This window comes from Streptosporangium sp. OZ121, assembly GCF_051918885.1.
GTDB lineage: Bacteria > Actinomycetota > Actinomycetes > Streptosporangiales > Streptosporangiaceae > Streptosporangium.
Genome location: NZ_JBPXMC010000026.1, coordinates 17,879 through 38,998, shown reverse-complemented (window position 1 = coordinate 38,998; position 21,120 = coordinate 17,879). Strand labels below are relative to the sequence as shown.

Genomic DNA, 21,120 nt, shown 5'->3' with positions numbered 1-21,120 from the left:
CGCCGCCGGGGCGGCACCCTCGCCGCCCCGGCGGCAGACGCCTGGCCCGTCGCCGGACGAGCCCGCAGGGTCGTTCAGGGCCTGCGGCCGTGGAAGGTGCGGCGCAGGTCGCTCACCCAGGCGTCGGGGTTCTCCCAGGGGATGAAGTGGCCGCCGCGGTCGTGGGCGTTGACGTTGACGTGGTTGAACCAATCGGCCTGCGGGCCGTTCTTGAATGCCCGGACGCGCTCGCCGGCGGTGTGGATGCCGGGAGGGTTCTCGTACGTGACGAAGGTGAGACCGACCGGGGCCCGCACGACCGGGGTGCGGTCGTGGGAGGGGGCCCAGGGGTAGCGGTTGGCGTTGGCGTAGTAACGCATCGACGTGGCGATGGAGTTGTTCACCCAGTAGATCGTGGCGTGGGTGAGCAGATCGTCCTTGGTGAAGACGGACTCGACGTCGCCGCCGTTGTCGCTCCAGGCGTTCCAGCGCTCCAGCAGCCAGGCGAGCAGTCCGGCGGGCGAGTCGCTCAGCCCGTGGGCCAGCGTGGCGCCGTCGAGCATGTGCACGGCGAGGTGGGACGCCCAGCGGTGGTCCATCTCGATGACGCGGGCGCGGACGTCGGCGGGCTGGTCGTCGGTGAGGGGCCGATTCCGGGCGAAGTCCCAGGCACGGGGGCCGGTGAAGAAGTCCAGCGGCAGCCCGGAGCCGATGTGGATGCCGTACAGCTCGTCGGCGTACTTGTGGCCGAGCTGGCTGGAGACGATCCCGCCGATGTCGCAGCCCCCGGCGGCGTATTTCCCGTATCCCAGGGTCTCGGTCATCAGGGTGTGCCAGAGGTCGGCGACCTTCCAGAAGTTGACGTCGGGAAAGCCGGTGAGCGGGCCGGGGAAACCGAAGCCGGGCAGGGACGGCACGATGACGTCGAACGCGTCGGCGGGGTCACCGCCGAACGCGGCCGGGTCGGCGAGCGGGCCGATCACCTTCGACCAGTGCCAGAACGTCCACGGCCAGCCGTGGGTGAGAATCAACGGGATCGGGCGGGGGCCGCGGCCGGGCTCGCGCATGAAGTGCACCGGGACACCGGCGACGCTCACCTGGTAGTGCTCGTGAACGTTGATGGCGGCCTCGGCCCCGCGCCAGTCGTAGCCGTCCCGCCAGTAGGCGACCAGCTCACGCAGATAGCTGTCCGGGACGCCGTAGGACCAGTCCCCGTTCCCCTCGTCCAGCGGCGGGCGGGTCAATGCGAGACGGGCGCGCAGGTCGTCGAGGACCTCGTCGGAGACATGGATGGGGGCGGGCTCCAGGGGGAAGGCGTGCGGAGTGGTCATGGCGTGGTTCCTTTCGCCGCGACTCGGCCGCCTTGGCACCGGCGCGGACGCTCAACGGCCCTGACGATGGGATGTTTCCACATCCGCCCCGGGGGCGTCGCACAGGTTGGTCTGCCCCGGTCTTGTGGAGGCGGGTTCCACCAGACCCGGACCGCTTCGGCCGGCGGCGGGACGCGTGCGGCCGGCCGCGTGCCGTCAGTCGCCGCGCAGCGTCTGTGACGGCGCCCGGCCGTAGCGTGCGCGGTAGAGGGCGGCGAAGCGCCCCTGGTGCGGGAAGCCCCACTGGGCCGCCACGTTCGTCACGGTGCACCTGGCCGGATCGCCGGCCGCCAGCTCGTCGTGCGCCCTGCCCAGGCGCACGTCCCTGAGGTAGGTCATCGGGGTCAGGCCGAGATGGCGGCGGAAGCCCTCCTGGAGCGAGCGGCCGCTGACCGCCACGGCGCGCGCGACGTCGTCGGTCGTGAGCGGCAGGTGGGCGTGGTCGTCGATGTACCGCATCGCCCGGCGCACCACCTTGGGCAGGGCGGGCGGCCGGGGGGCGTTCAGCCGCTCCAGGTAGTTGGACGGCTGCCCGGTGAGCAGGGAGGAGAGCATGGCGTTCTCCAGGTGGGCGATCGCCAGCGGCTGCGCGGCGAGCCCGTCGCCGTGCTCGGCCTCCCTGACGATCAGGTCGGCCATCGCCTTCCAGGCCCGCGCCCAGCCGGCGGTCATGTCCATGCCCAGGTCGAAGACGATCGGGCGGTCGAGCCGCTCCCCGAGCATCCGCTCCAGGGCGTCCTCGACGACCGGCCGGTCGAATTTGACGATCAGCTGGGGACAGCCCGCTCCCCAGCGCATGTCGAGGTACTCCGACGGCGACGGCAGGGACGCCAGGTCCGGCGTCGACACGATCTCCTGGCCGCCGCACCGGATCAGGCTGCGCCCGGCCAGCGGGATCTGCACCAGGAAGAAGGACTCGAGCTCCCCTGGCTCGATGCGGACGTCCGCCCCGTAGTCCAGGTAGTTCACCCGCACGGTGCCCAGCTGGACCGAGTTGAGCCGCGCGGCCAGCCGGGAGGCGTCACCGGTGAGCTCCAGCCGGTGGGGGCAGAACACCCGGCCCACCAGCTCGCGGGTCTCGTCGAGGTCCGCGGTGTCGAAGACCGGCCTGTTACCTAACGGGAGCGGCCCTCGCGTCTCGCCCATCGACACTCCAACCCTCTGTGCCCGTACGTGTCCGCACGTGCCGTCGCATGCGCACGGCGACGCGAGGTCGCGCGCGGCCGATCCCCACATGGTCCACCGGCCGGGCCCGGCCGACCATGGAGAAATACGCAAAGACTTCGGGGAACGGTGTCCGATAGTGGACAGCCCTCGCGGGCGAGGCGCGACGGCGGGCCCACGGGCGCGCCGAGTCCGCGTGAGCCATCGCGGATCACCATGGGAAGGGCGCCCCGTTCACCGCCTCCGGGATTCCCTGCTGTCATGCGTGGTCCGATGCGGAATCAGCGGAATCAGGCGCACGGGTCGAGGGGGGTCGCGTCGCCGCCGTATCGCCGCCATTCGGAGGGCGACGGGCCGCCGCCGATCGCGCACGCCGCCGCGAGCGGGTCGCGGATCACCCGGACCAGTTCCGCGATGTCCCACAGGACGGTACGGCTGGTGTTGTCCTGAGTGAGCAGCGCGTCGCCGCCCGGGTGGAACTCGACGGGCGAGACCGGCAGCCCGTGCCCGGTGAGCACGGTGATCTGACGGGGTGATTCCGGGGTGGTGATGTCCCACAGGATCGTCGTCTCGTCGAAGCCGGCCGTGGCCACCAGCGGGGCCGTCCGGGAGAACGCGGCCGTGTACACCGACGACGTGTGCTGTTCCATCGAGGCCAGCCAGACCGGGTCGGAGGGGACGGTGATCCGCCACAACCCGGCCGTCCCGTCGTCGGAGGCCGTGACCAGAAGGGCGCCGTCCGGGCTGAAGACCACGTCGTAGACCTCTCCGGTGTGCCGCAGCGGCAGGACGGCCCGCCGTCGGGGCGCGGCGGGGTCGCTGACGTCCCACAGCTCCACCTGACCGGCGAGTCCGGCCAGGGCGAGCAGGGTTCCATCGGGGCTGAAGGCGGCCTCCCGGTTGTACTCGCGCGGGATGCGGGCGAGCTGGCGCGGGTTCTTCCCCACCTGCCAGAGGATGGTGTCGTGGCCGTGCTGGTTGGTGGTGACGGCCACCCGGCCGTCGGGGCTGAGTGCGAGCGAGTACACCGGCTGCCCGGTGAACAGCGTCCCCAGCAGCACGGGGTCCCGCGGATCGTCCAGGTTCCACACGTAGGCGGCCGTCGTCGGGGCGTTGCCCGAGTTCACGCCGATGAGCGCGCGACGGCCGTCATGGCTGACCGCCGGTGCCCCGAGCACCCCGCCGGGTAACACGAAACTGCCGAGCCGGACCGGCGTGAGGGGTTCGGAGGTGTCCCACACGGTCACGCCGTTGGCGTCCTGCCGTCCGCCGAGCCCGATGCGGCCGTCACCGCTGAAGGCGTTGATCCCGGTGTTCGCGGTGGGGGAGGGCCCGAACGGGCCGTGCGCGATCGGGCGGGCGGCGGGACGCAGGTCCCAGACGACGGTGGTGCGGTCGAGGCTGCCGGTGGCGATCCGGGTGCCCGCCGCGTCGACCGCGACGCCGGTCAGGCCCCGTGCGTGTCCGGTCAGCCGGTCGAGCCGCACCGGTTCGGCCGGTTCGGAGACGTCCCACATCACGGCGGTCCCGTCGTCCGCGGCGCTGAACATGGTCCGCCCGTCGGGGGTGAACGTGACGCCCCGGACAGCGGAGGTGTGCTCCTTCAGCGTCCTGACTTCGACCGGCCGGTCCGGATCGGTGACGTCCCACAGGATCACGCCGGCGTCCTCCCTGCCGACCGCGAGCAACCGGCCCCGGGGGGCGAATGCGGCCGTCCACGTGTCGCCCGTGGCGGTGCCGAGCGGAGCACGCGGCACGATGTCCGCGGGGTCGCGCACGTCCAGGAGCCGCGTCGCCCGGTTGGTGGCCACGGCGAGCAGGGCCCCGTCCGGGGAGAGGGTCAGGGCGTGGACGGGGCCCGCCGCCTCGTAGGAGCCGATCTGCCGGGGTTCGCCGGACAGGTCCCAGATGATCACCCGGTGGTCCCACGAGCCGGTGGCCAGCCAGCGCCCGCCGGGGCCGAAGACGGCGCTGCGCACGTTGGCGTAACGCGGCGGGTGTGAGCCGTGCGGCCGGGACAGGTGGATCCGGCGGGGGGCGCGCAGGTCGCGGATGTCCCATAATGTCAGCCAGCCGAACCAGTGGCCGAGCGCGAGCAGCCGCCCGTCGGCGCTCATGCCGACCGCCGAGACGCCGCCCATGTGCGCCCCGGCGTCAGGCGACGGGTCGGGCGCGGAACCCAGGCGGGCGGGTGCGGCCGGGTCGGAGACGTCCCAGAAGGTGACCGTGGCACCCGCCGCCGTGGCGATGACGCCGGGCGACCGCGGGTGGTAGGTGGTGAACACGGGGAACTCGGGGTCGGTGATCGATCCGGCGTACCGGTTCTCGGCGAGGGAACGGACCAGACCGGCTCTGGCCTCCGGTTGCCCGGGGTCGAGCGCGTAGGCCGCCGCGCCCAGCCGCAGTGACAACCCGGCCCGGACCTGGCGTTGCTCCTCGGCGGAGAACAACAACGCGCGCCGACCGGCGGCCTCGCGCTGCACGACCTCGCCCCGCCACGAGAGCACCGCGACCAGGAGCATGGCCAGCACGACCGCACCGGCCGAGGCCAGCCGCACCAGCCGCCGCCGTGACCGCCGGGTGCTCGCCGCGAGGAAGGCCGAGGCCGTCGCACTGAGCTGGTCACGGTTCCGGCGGCCCCAGTCGACGGCCTCGTGCAGCCTGGCCCCCTCGTAGAGGTGGTCGGGCGGACGGTGGGCCTTCTCCCAGTCACTCGCGGCACCCTCCAGGCTCTGCCGCAGGACGAGCTCCTCCCGGCTCTCGGAGATCCACTTCTTCAGCAGATCCCAGTCGTTGATGAGGGCGTCGTGGATGAGTTCCGCCATGCCCTCGTTGATCACGACGAGCCGGGCCGCGACCAGATGTTCCAGCACCCGCTGCCGTGGCCCCGGACCGGTGGGCAGCAGCCCCGCCAGCGGAACCGGCCGCCGATGGGCGCGGAACTCCTCCACCCGCACCAGGCTGACGATCAGGCCTCGGGCGATCTCCGCCCCCTCGGAGCCCAGGCGGTCGATGGTCTCGTCAGCGGTTTTGGTGAGGGCGCCGGCGATTCCACCGCTGGCCTCGTACCCGGCCAGGGTCAGGGTGCGGTTCTCCCGGTGGGTCCAGGTCGACAGCAGCGCGGTGGCCAGCAGCGGCAGACCGGTACCCGAGGTGACCTGACCGATCTCCCGGACGATCCGGTCCGCCAGCCCTTCGGCCACGGCCAGCCCGGCCCGGGCGGCAGGCTTGGTGATGGCCTCGCGCAGGTCTTCGTCGGTCATCGGAGCGACGATCACCGGGTGTCCCATCGCGGGCACCAGCCCCGGGTAGAGCGCGCACCGGTCGAAGTAGTCGCCGCGCAGCGCGACCACGACCCGCAGCCCTGCCAGCGCCGACACGAACGCGACCCGGTCGCGCTCCGACTCGCAGACGGTGAACAGTTCCTCGAACTGGTCGACGATCAGTACGTGATCCGGCCGCAGCACCCGCCTGACGGCGTCGAGCCGCCCGAGCGGGTCGGCGCCCGGGGTGATGGTTCGCGATCCCCCCGGCAGCGCCGCCGCCAGACCGGCGTTGAGCAGCGAGGACTTGCCCGACCCCGACGGACCGGTGACCATGATCATCCCGCTGGTGCCGAGGTTCTCGACCCGGCCGAGCAGGGTCGCCTTCAGTTCCGAGCGGCCGAAGAAGAGGTCGGCGTCGGCGGCCGAGAACGGAGCCAGGCCCGGATAGGGGCTGGCGTGCCCGTCCTCGGCCGGAGGCGGGAGCGGGCGGCCGGGCTTCACGGCCGGGTAGGCGGGGTTGATCACCACCGGGCGGGTGTCGAGGTGCCCGGCGACCTTCCGTTCCGGCACCGGCAGGTCACGTTCCCGCATCCGCCTGGCCAGCCAGCCGAACACGTCGTCCACGCCGAGCCGCCGGGGTGCGCGCTCCTCGCCCTCGGTGAGCAGCCGGATCAGCTCGCCGGTGAACGTGGTGTGCCGGTCACCGGGTGGCGCCCAGGCCACCACGTCGTGACCCACCGCCGCCATCACGAAGTACCCCGGCCGCCCGGCCAGGACGTCCACGACCTGCCCGGCCCGTACGTCGGCGCGGCCCGCGTAGCAGCAGTCGAGCACGACCAGCACCAGAGTGGCGCCGCACTGGGCGAGGATGTCGCGCACCGCGTCGTAGGGCAGCGTCTGGAAGCCCGCCACCTGCGGCACCAGGTCGGCGGTGGCGTGGGTGGCCAGGTGCAGCCGGTTGTCAGCGTCCACCAGCCCGTGCCCGACGTAGTGCAGCACCGCCACGTCGGTGGCCTCCCCGGCGAGCGCCCGCAGCGCGTCGGCGAACTCGCGCGGCCCGGCCGGATCGACCAGCGATCGCAGGTTCTCCGGCAGCAACCCCGCCTGTTCGGTCAGGCAGCGCCCGAGATCGGCTACGGTGCTCGCGACCGCGCCGACCTCCGGCAGTTTCGAGCCGGGCTCGTACGTGCCCGACCCGGCCACCAGCACCCGGACCCCGCTCCCCGACAGCAGGGTCGCGTCCTCAGTCACCCTCGGCGGGTTCCAGCAGCTCTGCCATCCGCGCCGTCACCTCCCGCAGCTCGTCCACCCGCAGGGCCCGCACCCCCTTGGCGGTCACCTCGATCTCCCGCTCCCCGTTGCGGATCCGGACGGTGACCTCGGCCTTGCGGGTGTTCAACCAGGCGATGACCACCCCGGCCGCGGTCGCCGCCGCACCGCCGGAACCGAGCACGAGCTGCAGCAGGTCGACGGACCCGCCCAGCTCGTGCTCGGCCGGGGGCCTGGCCGCCAGGTGCACGTTTCCCCGCAACCCGGCCTCCTCGACCAGCCAGGCACGCAGGTTCCGCAGCTGGTCGGAGTCCGACCCGGGCATTTCCACGATCACGGTCACGGTTCATCCCTCGCCGTCGGTCCAAGCCGGTCCAAGTACCCGCAGCGTGCCGGTGCCCCGGCCGCCGAGCATGTCGTCGTACTGCGATTCGTAGCCGATGAGCCCTGCGGCGTCCACCGTGAACGGGGCCGCCGCCGAACTCGCGAAGGCCAGGTACGTATGTCCTCCGGGGAACAGGCGCAGCGGTTGGGCCACCCGGGTCTCCCGCCAGCCCGCCCCGGCGGCGCCGAAGTGGGTGTAGGTCACCGCCGTCGCGTCGGCCGTGACCGCCAGGCCGGTCGCGGCCACCGTCGCCGTGCCCGTTCCCGTGAGCCGCTCCGACCACTCGGCGTCCACCTCGATCAGGCCGTCGCCGGTGACCCGGAACCGTGGGCCGGGTGTGGTCACCCCGGCGGCGATGTAGGCGTGGGAGCCGGGGAACAGGCGCAGGGTCCGGGGTTGCCTGGCGTCGTGGTGGCCCGCCCCCGCTCCCCCGACCGGAGCCAGGTACGTGTACTCGCCCGGCGGCAGCGACAGGGTCTTGGCGGCCCGGCCCCCGTGCCAGCCGTGTCCGGAGACGCCGAAGTCGGTGTACGACAACCCGGTCGGGTCGATCGTGATCGGATGGGTCACCGTCGGCGCCACGACCTGGGTGGTGCGCACGGCCTCGTTGTTGCCGCTCACCGGGTCGGGCCCGGAGACGTCGTCCGCCGAGACCCTGGTGGTGAGCGCGGCGGTGGTCCCCGGGTTCACCCGGACCGTGACGCCGACCTCCCGGGAGGCTCCCGGGAGCACCGTGCCGATCCGGCAGGTGACGGTGCGGCCCGAGACGGGGCACGCCGGGTTCGTGCCGGCCGGGGTGACCGTCGCGGGCAGCGTGCCGGTGAGCACCACCGACATCGCCGGGTTGCGGCCGTGGTTGGTGACGGTGGCCGTGTAGACCAGGCGGGTGCCCGAGATGACCGGATCGTGGTCGGTGGCGAGCGTCACCCCGAGATCGGTGGTGGTCTCCGCCTGCCGCACGATCGCGATCTCCTCACGGGTCGGTGAGAGTTCCGGTTCGGACGACCCGGCTTCGCCGATGAAGTGCCGGAACGGCAACGAGATGTGGGCCCAGTCGTCGTGACCGTGCAGCAGGTCCTGGTCGGAGGTGTTGGAGGCGCAGTCGCGCGGCAGGCCGTTGACGCTGTCGGCCGTATTGATGTTGACGAACGGCATCAGCGGCGTGTTGAACGGATCCCAGTCGGTGGGCCGGTCGAGCCGGTTCCCGCCCTTGCGGCCGGTGGAGTCGACGAACTCGAACCGGTTGTCGTGGTCGGTGGGATCCAGGACGGCCGTCTCGCTGAGCATGGCCTCGTTCAGGGTCGGCAGCCTGGCCTGGCCCCGGGCCGGGCCGTTCAGGCTGAGGCGTGGCGGCGAGAAGTCGATGATGGAGCGACCGGTCACCCGGGAGATGCCCGCGCTGTGGTCATAGTTCATGACGCTGACGTAGTTGGGCTTGCAGTTCACCGGCACGTTGCCGCCGTGGTCGAGGTTCAGGTTGTGGCCCAGTTCGTGCATGATCGTGGCCGGTTCGCCGTCATGGATGATCATTTCGTTGCCGCCGTGCTGGCCTTTGCCTCCGGAGGCGCAGCCGGCGGGTGCCGCCGACTGGATCCCGTAGTGGAACACCTGGCGGCGGGTGAGGTGGAAACCGGTGTTCCGGACGTCCGCGAAGTCGTCGTCGAGGCCGCAGGCGCCGACCGAGGGGAACACCTGGCCGCCGCGCCGGTCGTCCGGGTGGAGCGGGTCGCCGACCAGGCAGTCCTCGTCGTTCGCGTCGGCGCGCCCGTCTCCGTCGTCGTCCGCGCCGTTGCCGCATGTGGCCGGTGTCGGCGGGTCTTCCACGTGGGCGTCGAGACTGACGCAGTCGGGATCGGCCCCGTCGGCGAAGCCGTCTCCGCCGTTGTCCCCGCCGTCGGCGCAGGTGTAGTCGGGCACGCCCTCACTCGCCGTCGGATCGGCCCGGCCGCCCGCGTCGACGTGCAGGGTGATGCCGGGCCGTCCGTCGGGGTTCGGCGGGGCGGCGATACCCGGGATGCCCCGGCGGTTGGGGAGCTCATCGGCCAGACCGCCCGCGTCCGCGGGAGCCGCGGCGAAGGCCCCTCTCACGGCACTGATCCCGGCATGGGTCGGTGCCTGGCCCTCCTGCCAGTCGAGTTCGAGGAAGATGTCCTTGTGCCGGGGGTCGGCGCCCATTTCAGGGAGGTTGACGTCGACCCGGTGGTCCGGGTCGTCGCCGTCGTACCCGTGGATCTCCCAGTCGTCCTTCAGGCCGTCTCCGTCGGCGTCGGCATCCGACGTGCTGCGGGCCTGGTTGGTGTTCCAGACGCGGTTGGCGTTGATGTCGAAGCGGTTGAGGACCTGGTCGCCGGTGGGCGGTGACGCGAAGTAGGTCCGCCCGGAGTCCGCGTCGAGGATGACCAGCCCGGCCAGGTCCCAGTTGTCGGCGTCGACCTCGTAGTTGTTGTCCCGTGAGATGTGCTCCAGCTCGAAGCCCTGCGCCAGGTCGCGCCGGGGCACGCAGGGCGTGAGGGTGCCGGTCCACTCGAAGGTGGCGTTTCCGTGGTCGCCGGTGCCGCCCCGGTGGAACGGGCCGGGGTCGGGTTCGCCGTCGCCGTCGGAGTCATCGAAGACGACGGGGCGCCCGGCCAGGCGGATGATCTCGGTGGAGTCGTCGCGAATTCCATCCTCGAAACCAGTGCTGATGGCGAACGTCAACCGGCAGATGGCGGCCGTGGCCTTTTCCTCGACAGGATTCGCCGAATTGGAATTCCAGGTCTGGAACTGGTTTTTGTAGAAACGGTGCAGCCGCCTTCCCGGATGGCCCGCCCGGAAGAACACGTGACCGGTGTCGGCGTCCGCGACGGCGAACGTCCGCAGGTCCCAGTTGTCGGCCCCTTCGGCCTCGGTGATGTGCCGGATCGTGAAGCCGCCCGCCAGCGCCGAACGCGGCAGGCAGGAGGGCAACCGGCCCGTCCACGTGTGATCGGCGTACGGGGTGTCCCCCGTGTCGCCTGGCCCGTCGATGACGAAATCCTGTCCAGCCAGGCTGATGATCTCCGTGGAGTCGTCCCGGAGACCGTCCTTTCCGGTGCCGATGGTGAACTCCACCGAGCAGATCGCGGACGGGTCGACGGCGTGGGCCGCGCGGGGCACGATCAGCAAAGGAAGACATAAAGCGATAACAGCCATAAGCCGGGCGCGCAGGGCCATCAGGGAGCTCCTCGACGGGTGGTCGATCACCCTACTTTCGCAAAACTCCGCGGTATTCGGAGCCCTTTGTTACCAGTACGGACCGAATAGCGATTTTTGTCACCGCCACGGGGTGACGAACGATCCCAGCGCGAGCCCCGAACGGCGTTGACGCTCGGGCTCCGGAACGTGTCCACGTCGCGCGGCACCGGCTGAATCCCCGCCGGCTCGGAGCACTACGACGGCTCCGTCCCATCCACGTCCTTCGGCGGGCATCGCGCGCCCGTCCCCGCTCACCTTCCTGGCTGGAAGGTCGAAGAGGGGAGCGCGGAGGTTCCCACGTCCACTGTGGAGGGCCCTCCATCGGGCGACGACATGTGGCCCGGCTTTGCCGTGGCTTTCATCCGCCGGTCCTACCGTGTGCTGGTGACGTCTTTTCACCGGTACCTCGCGGAGGAGGTCGCGGTCGACCACGCGGCGGGGCTCGTCCCCCGGCGCGCGGCGCTGCACCGACTGGCCCTTCTCGGGCTGGCGGAACCCGCCGCCACCGCCCTGCTCGCGGCCTGGGAAACCAGCGGAGGGGACGCGACCGCGCCGGCCGTCACGGGACCCGGTGCCGCTACCGGATCCGGTACGGCGACGGCGTCCGCCGTGCCACCGGACGGCGCCTCACCCCCGGGACCCCCGCCCCTGCCGACCGAGGAGATCATCTTTTCCGGCACCGAGAGCGGCGTCACCCTCAGGGGCACCTGGGCTGCGCCCGCGCAGCCGCGGGGCGCGGTGCTGGTCATCCACGAGAACCGCGGGCTCACCGATCACATCCGGTCGGTCGCCGGGCGCCTGGCGGCCGACGGCTACTGCGCGCTCGCCGTCGACCTGCTCTCCCGCGAGGGCGGGACCGCCTCCTTCGAGGACCCGGCGCAGGCCACCGCGGCGCTGGGCGCCATCTCTCCCGAGCGTCTCGCCTCGGACATGAAGGCCGCCCTGGGCGAGCTGGAGCGAGGCGCCCCCGGCAGGAGGCTCGGCGTCACCGGTTTCTGCTTCGGCGGCGCGATGACCTGGCTGCTGCTCGCCTCGGACGAGCCGCGCCTGTCGGCGGCCGTCCCGTTCTACGGCCCGCTTCCCGACGACGCCGACCTCTCCGGATCGAGGGCCGCCGTCCTCGCGATCTACGCCGAGCGGGACGACCGGGTCAACGCCACCCGCGACGAGGCCAAGACCGCCCTGGAGAGGGCGGGCCTGGAACACGAGATCGTGACGTTTCCCGGCGTCGACCACGCCTTCTTCAACGACACCGGCCCGCGGTACGACGCCGGTGCCGCCGCCGAGGCGTACCGGCGCGTCCTGGACTGGTTCGGCCGCCACCTGGTCTGAGCGCCCCACAGCCCACGTGCCCACGCGGTCCCCGTGTCCACGCGCCCCCGCCCGCCTCGGCGGAGCGGGGCGGGACGCCGGGCAGAGGCCGCGGGCGGCGCGCCGGGGCGGGGCGGGACCGGGCGGGACGGCGGGGCTCAGTTCATGTCGAGGCGCGCTCGGTGGAGATCCCCCCGGGCAGGCCGGTCACCACGACCTCTCCCCTCCGGTCGACGGCCGCGCTCACCTCCGCTCCGGCGACCCGCAGGCCGCGGGCGGAGACCGCGCCCAGGGGGGCGCCGGCGAGCGGGCGCAGCAGCAGCCGGCCCTCGGGCACGTCGGGGTAGAGGCCGAGTGCCGCGTGCACGACGGTCACCGCGGCGGCGGCGGACCAGGCCTGCGGGCGGCAGGCGGCGGGGTAGGGCACGGGGCGTCCGAGCGCCGAGCGGTCGTCGCCGCCGAACAGCTCCGGCAGCCGATAGCCGAACGTCTCGCCCGCCGCGAGCAGCCCCTCGGCCAGGGTCGCCGCGTGCGTGGCGAATCCGGCGCGGGCCAGCCCGGCGACCACGATCGCCGTGTCGTGCGCCCAGATCGACCCGCAGTGGTAGGACAGCGGGCTGAAGCCGCCCGCGTTCGCCGACATCGTCCGCAGGCCGAAGCCACCGGCCATCTCCGGGGAGACGAGGAGGTCGGCGATCTGAGCCTCCTCGGGCCCGGTGAGCAGGCCGGTGCCGAGGAGGTGCCCGATGTTGCTGGTCAGCGCGTCGACCGGGCGCTTGTCCCGGTCCAGGGCGAGGGCGGGGAACCTCCCCATCGGCCCGTCCACCCAGAAGCGGGCCCGGAAGCGCTCGGCCAGCGCCGCGGCGTGCTCGCGCCAGCGGGCCGCGCCGGGACGGCCGAACGCCTCCAGCAGGTCGGCGCCCTGCCGGGCCGCCTGGTGGGCGTAGCCCTGCACCTCGACCAGGGCGATCGGCGGCTGGGCCTGGCGGCCGTCGTGGAAGCGCAGCGCGTCGCCGGAGTCCTTCCAGCCCTGGTTGGCCAGGCCCCGGCCGCTGGTGTCGACGTACTCGACGAAACCGTCCCCGTCGGGGTCGGCGGGCCCGCCGAGCCAGCCGAGGGCGGCCTGCAGGTGGGGCAGCAGCGCGGCGATCTCCTCGGCGGGGGCGCCCCAGCGCCAGGCGTCGTGCAGCAGGCCGATCCACAGCGGCGTGGCGTCGATCGTGCCGTAGTAGGCGGCGGGCAGGTGCAGGCCGTTGCCCTCGACCGCGAAGTCGTGCCGTCGCAGCTCGTGCATGATCTTCCCGGGGGCCTCGCCGGAGCCGGGGTCGACCTTGGTTCCCTGCCTGCGGGCCAGTACCCGCAGGGTGCCCATCGCCAGCTCCGTGCCGAGCGGCAGCAGCATGCGGGCGGCCCAGATGCTGTCGCGGCCGAAGAGGGTGAGGAACCAGGGCACTCCCGCGCCGAGGAAGGTGTCACCGGGGGCGGCGGTCTCGGCCAGCCGCAGCGAACGCAGGTCGTCCATGGACTGCTCGAAGAGCCTGCTCAACCGGTGGTCGGTGGCGACGACCCGGGGCTCCCCCTCCCCCACCGCCCACTCGGCGGGGCGGGCGGGCGCGGTCACCACGGCTTGGGGGTCGTGCACCTCCACCCGCCAGGACAGGGTGACCCGGCCGCGGGGCGCCAGCTCGACCGGCCAGCGCAGGAAACCCGTGCGCGCGTACCCGGTGGACCCCGGGGACCCCGGGGACTCGGCCCGCGCGCCCGTACCGGTCACCGTGACCCGCACGCCGCCGGAGCGCCAGGAGATCTCATCGGGCGCGGTGCGCTCCGGCGCGGCCTCCGCGGTGTCGCCGCCGGACTTGACCACCTCGATGGGGGCGAAGTCGCAGCCCAGCTCCAGGCTCACGACGGCGGTGACGGGAACGGTCGCGCTGGAGACGATCTCGACACGTTCTTCCATGCCACCCGGTACGACCTGCCGGAACCGCTCGATCCGTACAGTGGGATCGGGGACGGGATCGCCCAGCCATCGGGCCAGCGTGACGAACGTGGTGGCGCCCGGCCCCCGCGGCGCGTGGCCGACGGCCTCCGGCTCCCGGCCGTCGATCGTCAGGGTGGCCTGCGACAGGGCGCGGGAGTCCGCGTGGAACACGCCCTGGACACCGGCCGGGCGGATCTGCCCGTCGGCGCCGCTCAGCGCGACGGTCGGCGCCAGCACGGTGCTGACGAGGTCGTGCAGCAGCGGCTGGAGGCGGTAGGCCACGGTGGAACCGGCCGCCGTGACCGCCTGGAGGGTGGGGGACGAGGCGTCGTCGAGCACGACTTACTCCCTGAGATCGTGTCGAGCCGGTGACGTCTTGACAGACGACGGCCGGGGGGTGCACATTGCGAAACACTCTCTTTACTTGAACGATCCAACCATTACGCTTCGTTTACTTGAACGATCCAATCATGCCTCATACCCCTTTGAACGTTCAAACCCCCAGAAAGGTGAATATGGCTACAAAGGTGACGATCACTGACGTCGCTCGCCGTGCCGGGGTGTCACGTCAGACGGTGTCGAACGTGCTCAACAGCCCCGAACTGGTCCGCGAGGAGACTCGCGACCGGGTGCGGGAGGCCATCGAAACGCTCGGCTACCGGGCCAGCCAGGCCGCGCGGCAGATGCGGACCGGCCGCTCGCGGCTGATCGCCACGCGCATCGAGCCCGACCGGGACGGGATCAACGGCTCGGTGCTGGACCGGTTCCTGCACGGGCTCACCGCCTCGGCGGCCCGTGCCGGATACCGGATCCTGCTGTACGCGGCGGGCGACGAGCGTTCGGAGATCGACACCTTCGACGAGCTGGTCGGCAGCCACGAGCCGGACGCCTTCGTGCTCACCAGCACCTACCACGGCGACGGCCGCCCCGCGTGGCTGCGCGAGCGGCGGCTGCCGTTCGTCACGTTCGGGCGGCCATGGGGAAACACGGGAAACACGGGAAACGCGGGAGACACCGGGAGCCCCGACGGCACCTCCGGCGATCCGGGGTACCCCTGGGTCGACGTGGACGGCGCGGCGGGCACCGCGGCGGCCACCCGCCACCTGCTCGACGCGGGTCACCGGCGGATCGGGTTCCTCGGCTGGCCGCCGGGCTCCGGCGTGGGCGACGACCGCAGGTCCGGCTGGGCCAGGACCCTCGCCGCCGCCGGGGTCGACCCGGCGGGCCTGGACCAGGCCACGGACGACGGGGTGGCCGACGGCGAGAAGGCGGCCCGCGACCTGCTGCGCGCCGACCAGCCGATCACCGCGCTGGTCTGCGCCAGCGACTCGCTCGCCCTCGGCGCGCTGCACGCCGTCCGTTCCCTGACGGCCTCGGGACAGCTGACCGCCTCCGGGCGCCTGACGGCCGAGGGACATCTCACGGTCGGGGGGCGGGCCGGCGGCGAGGAGGGTCTTCCGGTCCGCGTGATCGGTTTCGACGACACGCCGGTGGCGAAGGCGGTGGGGCTCAGCAGCGTCAGCCAGCCGCTGGCCGAGGCCGCGGCCGGCTGCGTCGGCCTGCTCACCCGGCTGTTCGACCCGCCCTCCCCCGGTGACCCCGGTGGATCCGGTGGCTCTGTTGGATCCGGTGGCTCCGGCGACCCGTATGACCCCGAGGCCGGCGGGCCTCGCACGCACGTACTGCTCCAGCCTTCCCTGGTCCTGCGGCAGTCGTCATGACCGCATGATCACCTGACTCTCTTTCCGACCACCCCCCAGAAGATTGGAAGACCACGATGAAACAGCGGACCAAGCAGCGCGGCCTCCGTACCGCGGCGCTCGCCGCGCTCGCCGCCGGCGCCCTGGCGACCTCGGCCGCCTGCGGCAGCGGTTTCGACGACTCCTCCGGCCAGAGCGCCGCCCCGCAGAGCAGCGGGCCCGCCAACCTGCAGGTGCTCTTCGGCTCCTCCGGCGACGCGGAGACGAGCGCGCTGCGCGCCGCCGCCCAAGCGTGGTCGGCGTCCTCGGGCAACACCGCGACGATCACCCCCGCCCAGGACCTGACCCAGCAGCTCGGCCAGGCGTTCGCCGGGAGCAACCCGCCGGACGTGTTCTACGTCGACGCCGCGCGCTTCGCCGACTACGCGAGCGTCGGGGCGCTGGAGCCGTACGCGGACAAGATCTCCGACGCCGCCGACTTCTACCCGAGCCTGCGCGAGACGTTCACCTACAACGGCACCTTCTACTGCGTGCCCAAGGACTTCTCCACCCTGGCGCTGATCGTCAACGACGACCTGTGGAAGAAGGCCGGGCTCACCGACGCCGACGTGCCGACCACCTGGGAGCAGCTCACCTCGGTCTCCAGGACGCTCAAGGAGAAGGTGCCGGACGTCACCCCGCTGGTCATCGGCGACACCCGCGACCGGGTCGGCGCGTTCATGGTGGAGGCCGGCGGCTGGATCGTGAGCCCCGACGGCAAGAAGGCGACCGCCGACAGCCCGGAGAACGCGGCGGGCCTGAGCTACGTGCGGGACCTGCTGAAGGACGAGCTCGCCCGGTTCCCCAAGCAGGTGGACGCGGGCTGGGGCGGCGAGGCGTTCGGCAAGGCCAAGGCCGCGATGACCATCGAGGGCAACTGGATCAAGGGCGCGATGAAGGCCGACTACCCGGACGTCGAGTACAGCGCCCACGAACTGCCGGCCGGCCCCAAGGGCAAGGGCACCCTGTCCTTCACCACCTGCTGGGGCGTCGCCGCCAAGAGCAGGTACAAGGAGCAGGCGATCGCCTTCGTCGAGGCGATGACCAAGGCCGACCAGCAGATGGCCTTCGCCAAGGCGTTCGGCGTGATGCCCTCGCGCCAGTCGGCCAAGGACGCCTTCACCCAGGCCTTCCCCGAGGACGCGCCGTTCGTCGACGGCGCCGAGTACGCCCAGGGGCCGGTCAACGCCCCCAAGATGGACAGCGTGCTGGCCGACTTCGACACCGCGATCCAGCGGCTGCCCGCCGGTGACCCCAAGAAGATCCTGGCGAACCTGCAGAAGAACACCCAGGCCGCGCTCGGCAACTGAGTCAGCCCGGTGCGCGGCCCCGGACGGGTCCGGGGCCGCGCACCGGACGTGAGGGAGACTGACGTGGCCGAGACAACGACCGCACCGCGGCGACCCGCGCGCCGCCTTGGCGACAGGGCCAGGGAGAACATCGCGGGCTGGCTCTTCGTGGCGCCGGTGGTGGTGATCCTCACCCTGTTCATGCTGCTGCCGATCCTGATGGCGCTGTGGGTGAGCCTCACCGACTGGAACGGGCAGGGCAGCCCGTTCCGGGCGCAGGTGCCGTTCGTCGGCGTGGACAACTACACCGAGCTGTTCACCCAGGACAACCTGAGCCGCCTGAACTTCATGACGAGCCTTCGCAACAACTTCTACTACGTGCTGATCGTGGTGCCCGCCCAGACGGTCCTGGCACTCGGCCTGGCGCTGGTCGTCAACCGCCGGCTGCTGAAGGGCAAGACCTTCTTCCGCACCGCCTTCTTCTTCCCCTCGGTGACCAGTTCGGTGGCGATCAGCGTCCTGTTCCTGTTCATCTTCAGCAACTCCGGCGCGGTCAACCAGCTGCTCGCGTTCGTCGGCGTCGACGGCCCCCCGTGGTTCTCCGACGCGCGGGGCGTGCTGCACCTGCTGCTGGGCTCCGCCGGCCTGGTCGATCCGGAGGCGCCCCCCGCGGCGCTGACCGACGGCGGCCCGTTCGGGCTGTCGTGGTGGGACTGGCTGGCGGGCCCCAGCGTGGCGATGTGCACGATCATCATCCTGGTCGTGTGGACCACCTCGGGCACGTTCATGCTGATGTTCCTCGCCGCGCTCCAGGACATCCCGGTGACCCTGGAGGAGGCGAGCATGCTGGACGGCGCCACCTCCCGCCAGCGCCTGCGCCACGTGACGCTGCCGTTGCTCAAGCCGACCCTGTTCCTCGTCCTCACCCTCGGCCTGATCGCCACCTGGCAGGTCTTCGACCAGGTGTACGTGATGAGCCAGGGCAAACCCGCGAAGACCACCCTGACCCCGGCCTTCCTGTCGTACCAGACGGCCTTCAAGGAGCTGGACTACGGCTCCGGCGCCGCCATCTCGTTCGTCCTGTTCGTGCTCATCGTGGTGCTGGCGGCGTTCCAGCGGTGGGTCATGCGCGACAGGGACGCCAAGGGCGGCGGCACCGCGAGACGCCGCGCGCCGCGCCCCGTGTCACGCCGGAGGAGGGCATGATGTCCGCGGTCAAGACCCGTCCCGCCCCCGCCCGTCCGGAGGGGGCGGGCGGGGGGATCCGCTCGCTGGTCTCCACCTTCGGCGGGTACGCCGTCCTGGTCTTCTTCTCGCTGGTCTTCCTCTACCCGTTCGTCATCCAGGTGGCCAACGCGTTCAAGACCGAGCCCGACGCCGCGGCCAGCCCGCTCTCGCCGATCCCCGACCCGGTGACGACGGCCGGTTTCGAGCGCGTGTTCGTCGACACCGGCATGCCGCTGTGGCTGGGCAACTCGCTGCTGGTGACCGTCGTCATCACCGTCGGCCGGGTGTTCCTCGACTCCCTGGCCGGGTACGCGCTCGCCCGGCTGCGCTTCCGGGGGCGCGGGGCGCTCTTCACCGCGATCGTCGCGATCATGGCGGTCCCGGGGGTGGTGCTGTTCATCCCGAAGTTCCTGGTGCTGAACCAGCTCGGCATCTACGACAGCTACACCGCGCTGATCCTGCCGATCGTCGCGGACGCGGCCGGGGTGTTCATCATGAAGCAGTTCTTCGAGTCGATCCCGGTGAGCGTGGAGGAGGCGGCGCGGATCGACGGGGCGGGCCGGTTCCGCGTCTTCTGGTCGGTGGTGCTGCCGATGGGACGCCCCGCCGTCATCACCCTGACGATCATCTCCTTCCAGAGCAGCTGGAACGAGTTCCCGCACACTCTGGTGGCCGTCCAGGACCCCAGCCTCTTCACCCTGCCGCGTGGCCTGGCCGACCTGGTCAGCGGCTCCCTCGGAGTCGGCAGCCAGTATCCGCTCAAGCTCGGCGCGGCGGTGCTCGCGACCATCCCGGTCGCGATCATCTTCGTGATCTTCCAGCGCTACTTCATCCGCGGCGCCAACGAGGGGGCCGACAAGGGGTGACGAAGCGCGGGGAGTAGCGCGTCCGTACCGGGTAGGTCTGGGGAATGCTCATCTTCGGTTTGCGTACGGTGGCCCACCAGCTCGGGGTCGTGCCCCTCACCTGCCGCAACTGCGGCAACACGGCGGCGCAGGTGCTGTCGCGACGGGTCACCAAGTTCAGCCTGTTCTTCATCCCGCTGTTCCCGGTACGGACGAGATACGGAATGCAGTGCACCTTCTGCGCGGCCTCGTACACGATCTCCAAGGACGAGGCGACCCGGCTGGCGGTCCACTGAGACCCCCGCCCACCTGCACAGATAACGGACTATCAGACTAAAGGGGGAATTTGTCTGAAACAAACAAAGAAGTGTTAATTATTTACACTTGTCGTGTTTCTGCTTTACGGTGCCGAATCAGCCGGTGTCCGGACGGGACCCGGACCCCGATTCCCGAGGAGGCTCCGTGCAGAACGCACGGCCGCGCTCGCACCGCCGGTCAGCCGCGATCCTGTCCGCCGTTCTCGCCGTCCTGCTCCTCGTGCCCGCCCAGGCGGCGGGCGCCCGGTCGGCGGGCCCCCTGGCGGACGCCTTCGCTCGCGCCTCCGCCGCGTACGACGTGCCGCGCGACCTGCTCGTGGCGCTCGCGTACGCGGAGACGCACCTCGACGGGCACGACGGCGAGCCGAGCGCGAGCGGCGGGTACGGGGTCATGCACCTGGTCAGCAACCCCGCCGTGCGCGTTCTGGAACGCGCGGCCCAGCTGACCGGCCGGCCGGCGGCGACGCTGAAGACCGACGACGCGGCCAACATCCTCGGCGGCGCCGCGGTGCTGCGCTCCCACGCCGACGCGCTCGGCCTCGACGCCACCGCCAGGAAGGACGCCGGGCGGTGGTACCCGGCCGTGGCCAGGTACGGCAACGCCTCCAGCTCCGAGACGGCCAGGCTGTACGCCGACACCGTCTACGACCTCCTCGGCAAGGGCGTCCGGGCCACCGCCGCGAACGGCGAGGTCGTCACCGTCACGGCCGTGGAACTGCAGGCCGACCGCGGCGTCTACGAGGGCGTGCGGGAGCTGGCCGCCAAGGCCCCGAGCCCGGACTACCCGGCCGCGAGCTGGGTGGCCGCCCACGCCGGCAACCGGGCCACCGCGAGCAGGCCGGGAAGCTCCAAGATCGACCGGATCGTCGTCCACGTGACCCAGGGGGCGTACGCGGGCACGCTCTCCTGGTTCCAGAACCCCAGCGCGAAGGTCTCCGCGCACTACGTCGTCCGCTCCTCCGACGGCGACATCACCCAGATGGTCCGCGACAAGGACGTCGCCTGGCACGCCGGGAACCGGTCCTACAACGCCAGGTCGATCGGGATCGAGCACGAGGGGTTCGTCAACAAGGCCTCCTGGTTCACCGACGCTATGTACCGCGCCTCGGCGGCCCTGACCCGCGCCCTCTGCGACAAGTACGGCATCCCCAAGAACCGCTCGCACATCATCGGGCACAACCAGGTCCCCGGCGCCACGCACACCGACCCGGGCGCCCACTGGGACTGGGCCAAGTACATGCGGTACGTCACCGGGAGCACCGCCCCCTGGTCGGCGACCGCCGACAACGCCACCTCCGGCGCGTTCACCGCGAGCGCGAACTGGACCGCCTCCGCCCAGGCGGCCGGGCGCCACGGCCCCGACCACCGCCAGGCCAGGCCGGTGACCTCAAGCGACGTCGCCTGGTACCGGTTCGCCGTCCCCGCCGCGGCCACCTACCAGGTCGAGGTCTGGTACCCGGCCGCCCCCGGCCACAACAGCTCGGCCCCGTACATCGTCGCCACCTCCGCCGGGAGCAGGACGGTCTACGTCGACCAGCGCGCCGGCGGCGGCGCCTGGCGAAGCATCGGGACGTTCCCCCTGAAGGCCGGGACGTACAACGCCGTCGGCGTCAGCCGCTGGACCTCCGGCACGGGACTCGTCATCGCCGACGCCGTTCGCCTCACCCGGCTCTGACGGCCGTCTCCCGCGGCACCCCGCGACCCGCGCCCCGCCCGGGGCGCGGGTCGCGCCCGCCCGCCCGCCAGAAACTCCGCATCGGAAGTT

13 protein-coding genes are annotated in these 21,120 nt (G+C 72.0%); 7 read left to right on the top strand and 6 right to left on the bottom strand.

The features are described 5' to 3' along the window. Positions 1-74 precede the first annotated feature (74 nt). From ACTOQ1_RS33150 to ACTOQ1_RS33130, 5 genes are all read right to left on the bottom strand, one after another. Positions 75-1,310, bottom strand: a complete 1,236-nt coding sequence (locus tag ACTOQ1_RS33150; protein ID WP_440071912.1) for an epoxide hydrolase family protein — start codon at positions 1,308-1,310, stop codon at positions 75-77. A gap of 195 nt (positions 1,311-1,505) precedes the next feature. Continuing rightward, complete coding sequence (locus ACTOQ1_RS33145) at positions 1,506-2,495, bottom strand: AraC family transcriptional regulator (protein WP_440071911.1); 990 nt, start codon at positions 2,493-2,495, stop codon at positions 1,506-1,508. A gap of 308 nt (positions 2,496-2,803) precedes the next feature. Beyond that, the gene (locus ACTOQ1_RS33140; RefSeq protein ID WP_440071910.1) at positions 2,804-7,030 is read right to left on the bottom strand and encodes a caspase, EACC1-associated type; all 4,227 of its coding nucleotides are present in this window, start codon (positions 7,028-7,030) and stop codon (positions 2,804-2,806) included. After that, positions 7,023-7,391, bottom strand: a complete 369-nt coding sequence (locus ACTOQ1_RS33135; RefSeq protein WP_440071909.1) for an effector-associated constant component EACC1 — start codon at positions 7,389-7,391, stop codon at positions 7,023-7,025. Before ACTOQ1_RS33135 ends, ACTOQ1_RS33140 begins: the two co-directional genes overlap by 8 nt. 3 nt (positions 7,392-7,394) lie before the next feature. Further along, positions 7,395-10,568, bottom strand: a complete 3,174-nt coding sequence (locus tag ACTOQ1_RS33130) for a hypothetical protein (protein WP_440071988.1) — start codon at positions 10,566-10,568, stop codon at positions 7,395-7,397. A 462-nt stretch (positions 10,569-11,030) separates the two neighbouring features. On the opposite strand from ACTOQ1_RS33130, the gene ACTOQ1_RS33125 reads away from it, so the two are divergent. After that, on the top strand, positions 11,031-11,978 hold the full coding sequence (locus ACTOQ1_RS33125) for a dienelactone hydrolase family protein (RefSeq protein WP_440071908.1): 948 nt from the start codon (positions 11,031-11,033) through the stop codon (positions 11,976-11,978). Between the two features lie 142 nt (positions 11,979-12,120). On the opposite strand, the gene ACTOQ1_RS33120 is transcribed toward ACTOQ1_RS33125, so the two are convergent. Continuing rightward, positions 12,121-14,277, bottom strand: a complete 2,157-nt coding sequence (locus ACTOQ1_RS33120; protein ID WP_440071907.1) for an amylo-alpha-1,6-glucosidase — start codon at positions 14,275-14,277, stop codon at positions 12,121-12,123. A gap of 188 nt (positions 14,278-14,465) precedes the next feature. Here ACTOQ1_RS33120 and ACTOQ1_RS33115 point away from each other — a divergent pair, with 188 nt between their 5' ends. The 6 genes from ACTOQ1_RS33115 to ACTOQ1_RS33090 all read left to right on the top strand — a co-directional run bounded on the left by ACTOQ1_RS33115 (position 14,466) and on the right by ACTOQ1_RS33090 (position 21,030). Next, positions 14,466-15,659, top strand: a complete 1,194-nt coding sequence (locus ACTOQ1_RS33115) for a LacI family DNA-binding transcriptional regulator (protein WP_440071906.1) — start codon at positions 14,466-14,468, stop codon at positions 15,657-15,659. Between the two features lie 56 nt (positions 15,660-15,715). Further along, entirely contained in the window at positions 15,716-16,987 is a 1,272-nt protein-coding gene (locus ACTOQ1_RS33110; protein ID WP_440071905.1) for a sugar ABC transporter substrate-binding protein, read from the top strand. Positions 16,988-17,050: 63 nt separating this feature from the next. After that, positions 17,051-18,172, top strand: a complete 1,122-nt coding sequence (locus tag ACTOQ1_RS33105) for a carbohydrate ABC transporter permease (protein WP_440071904.1) — start codon at positions 17,051-17,053, stop codon at positions 18,170-18,172. Further along, positions 18,172-19,059 carry a carbohydrate ABC transporter permease gene (locus ACTOQ1_RS33100; protein ID WP_440071903.1) on the top strand — a complete coding sequence of 296 codons (888 nt, stop codon included), beginning with the start codon at positions 18,172-18,174 and terminating at the stop codon, positions 19,057-19,059. Before ACTOQ1_RS33105 ends, ACTOQ1_RS33100 begins: the two co-directional genes overlap by 1 nt. 44 nt (positions 19,060-19,103) lie before the next feature. After that, on the top strand, positions 19,104-19,334 hold the full coding sequence (locus ACTOQ1_RS33095; RefSeq protein ID WP_440071902.1) for a zinc-ribbon domain-containing protein: 231 nt from the start codon (positions 19,104-19,106) through the stop codon (positions 19,332-19,334). 166 nt (positions 19,335-19,500) lie between these two features. After that, complete coding sequence (locus tag ACTOQ1_RS33090; RefSeq protein WP_440071901.1) at positions 19,501-21,030, top strand: golvesin C-terminal-like domain-containing protein; 1,530 nt, start codon at positions 19,501-19,503, stop codon at positions 21,028-21,030. The last annotated feature ends 90 nt before the right edge of the window (positions 21,031-21,120 follow it).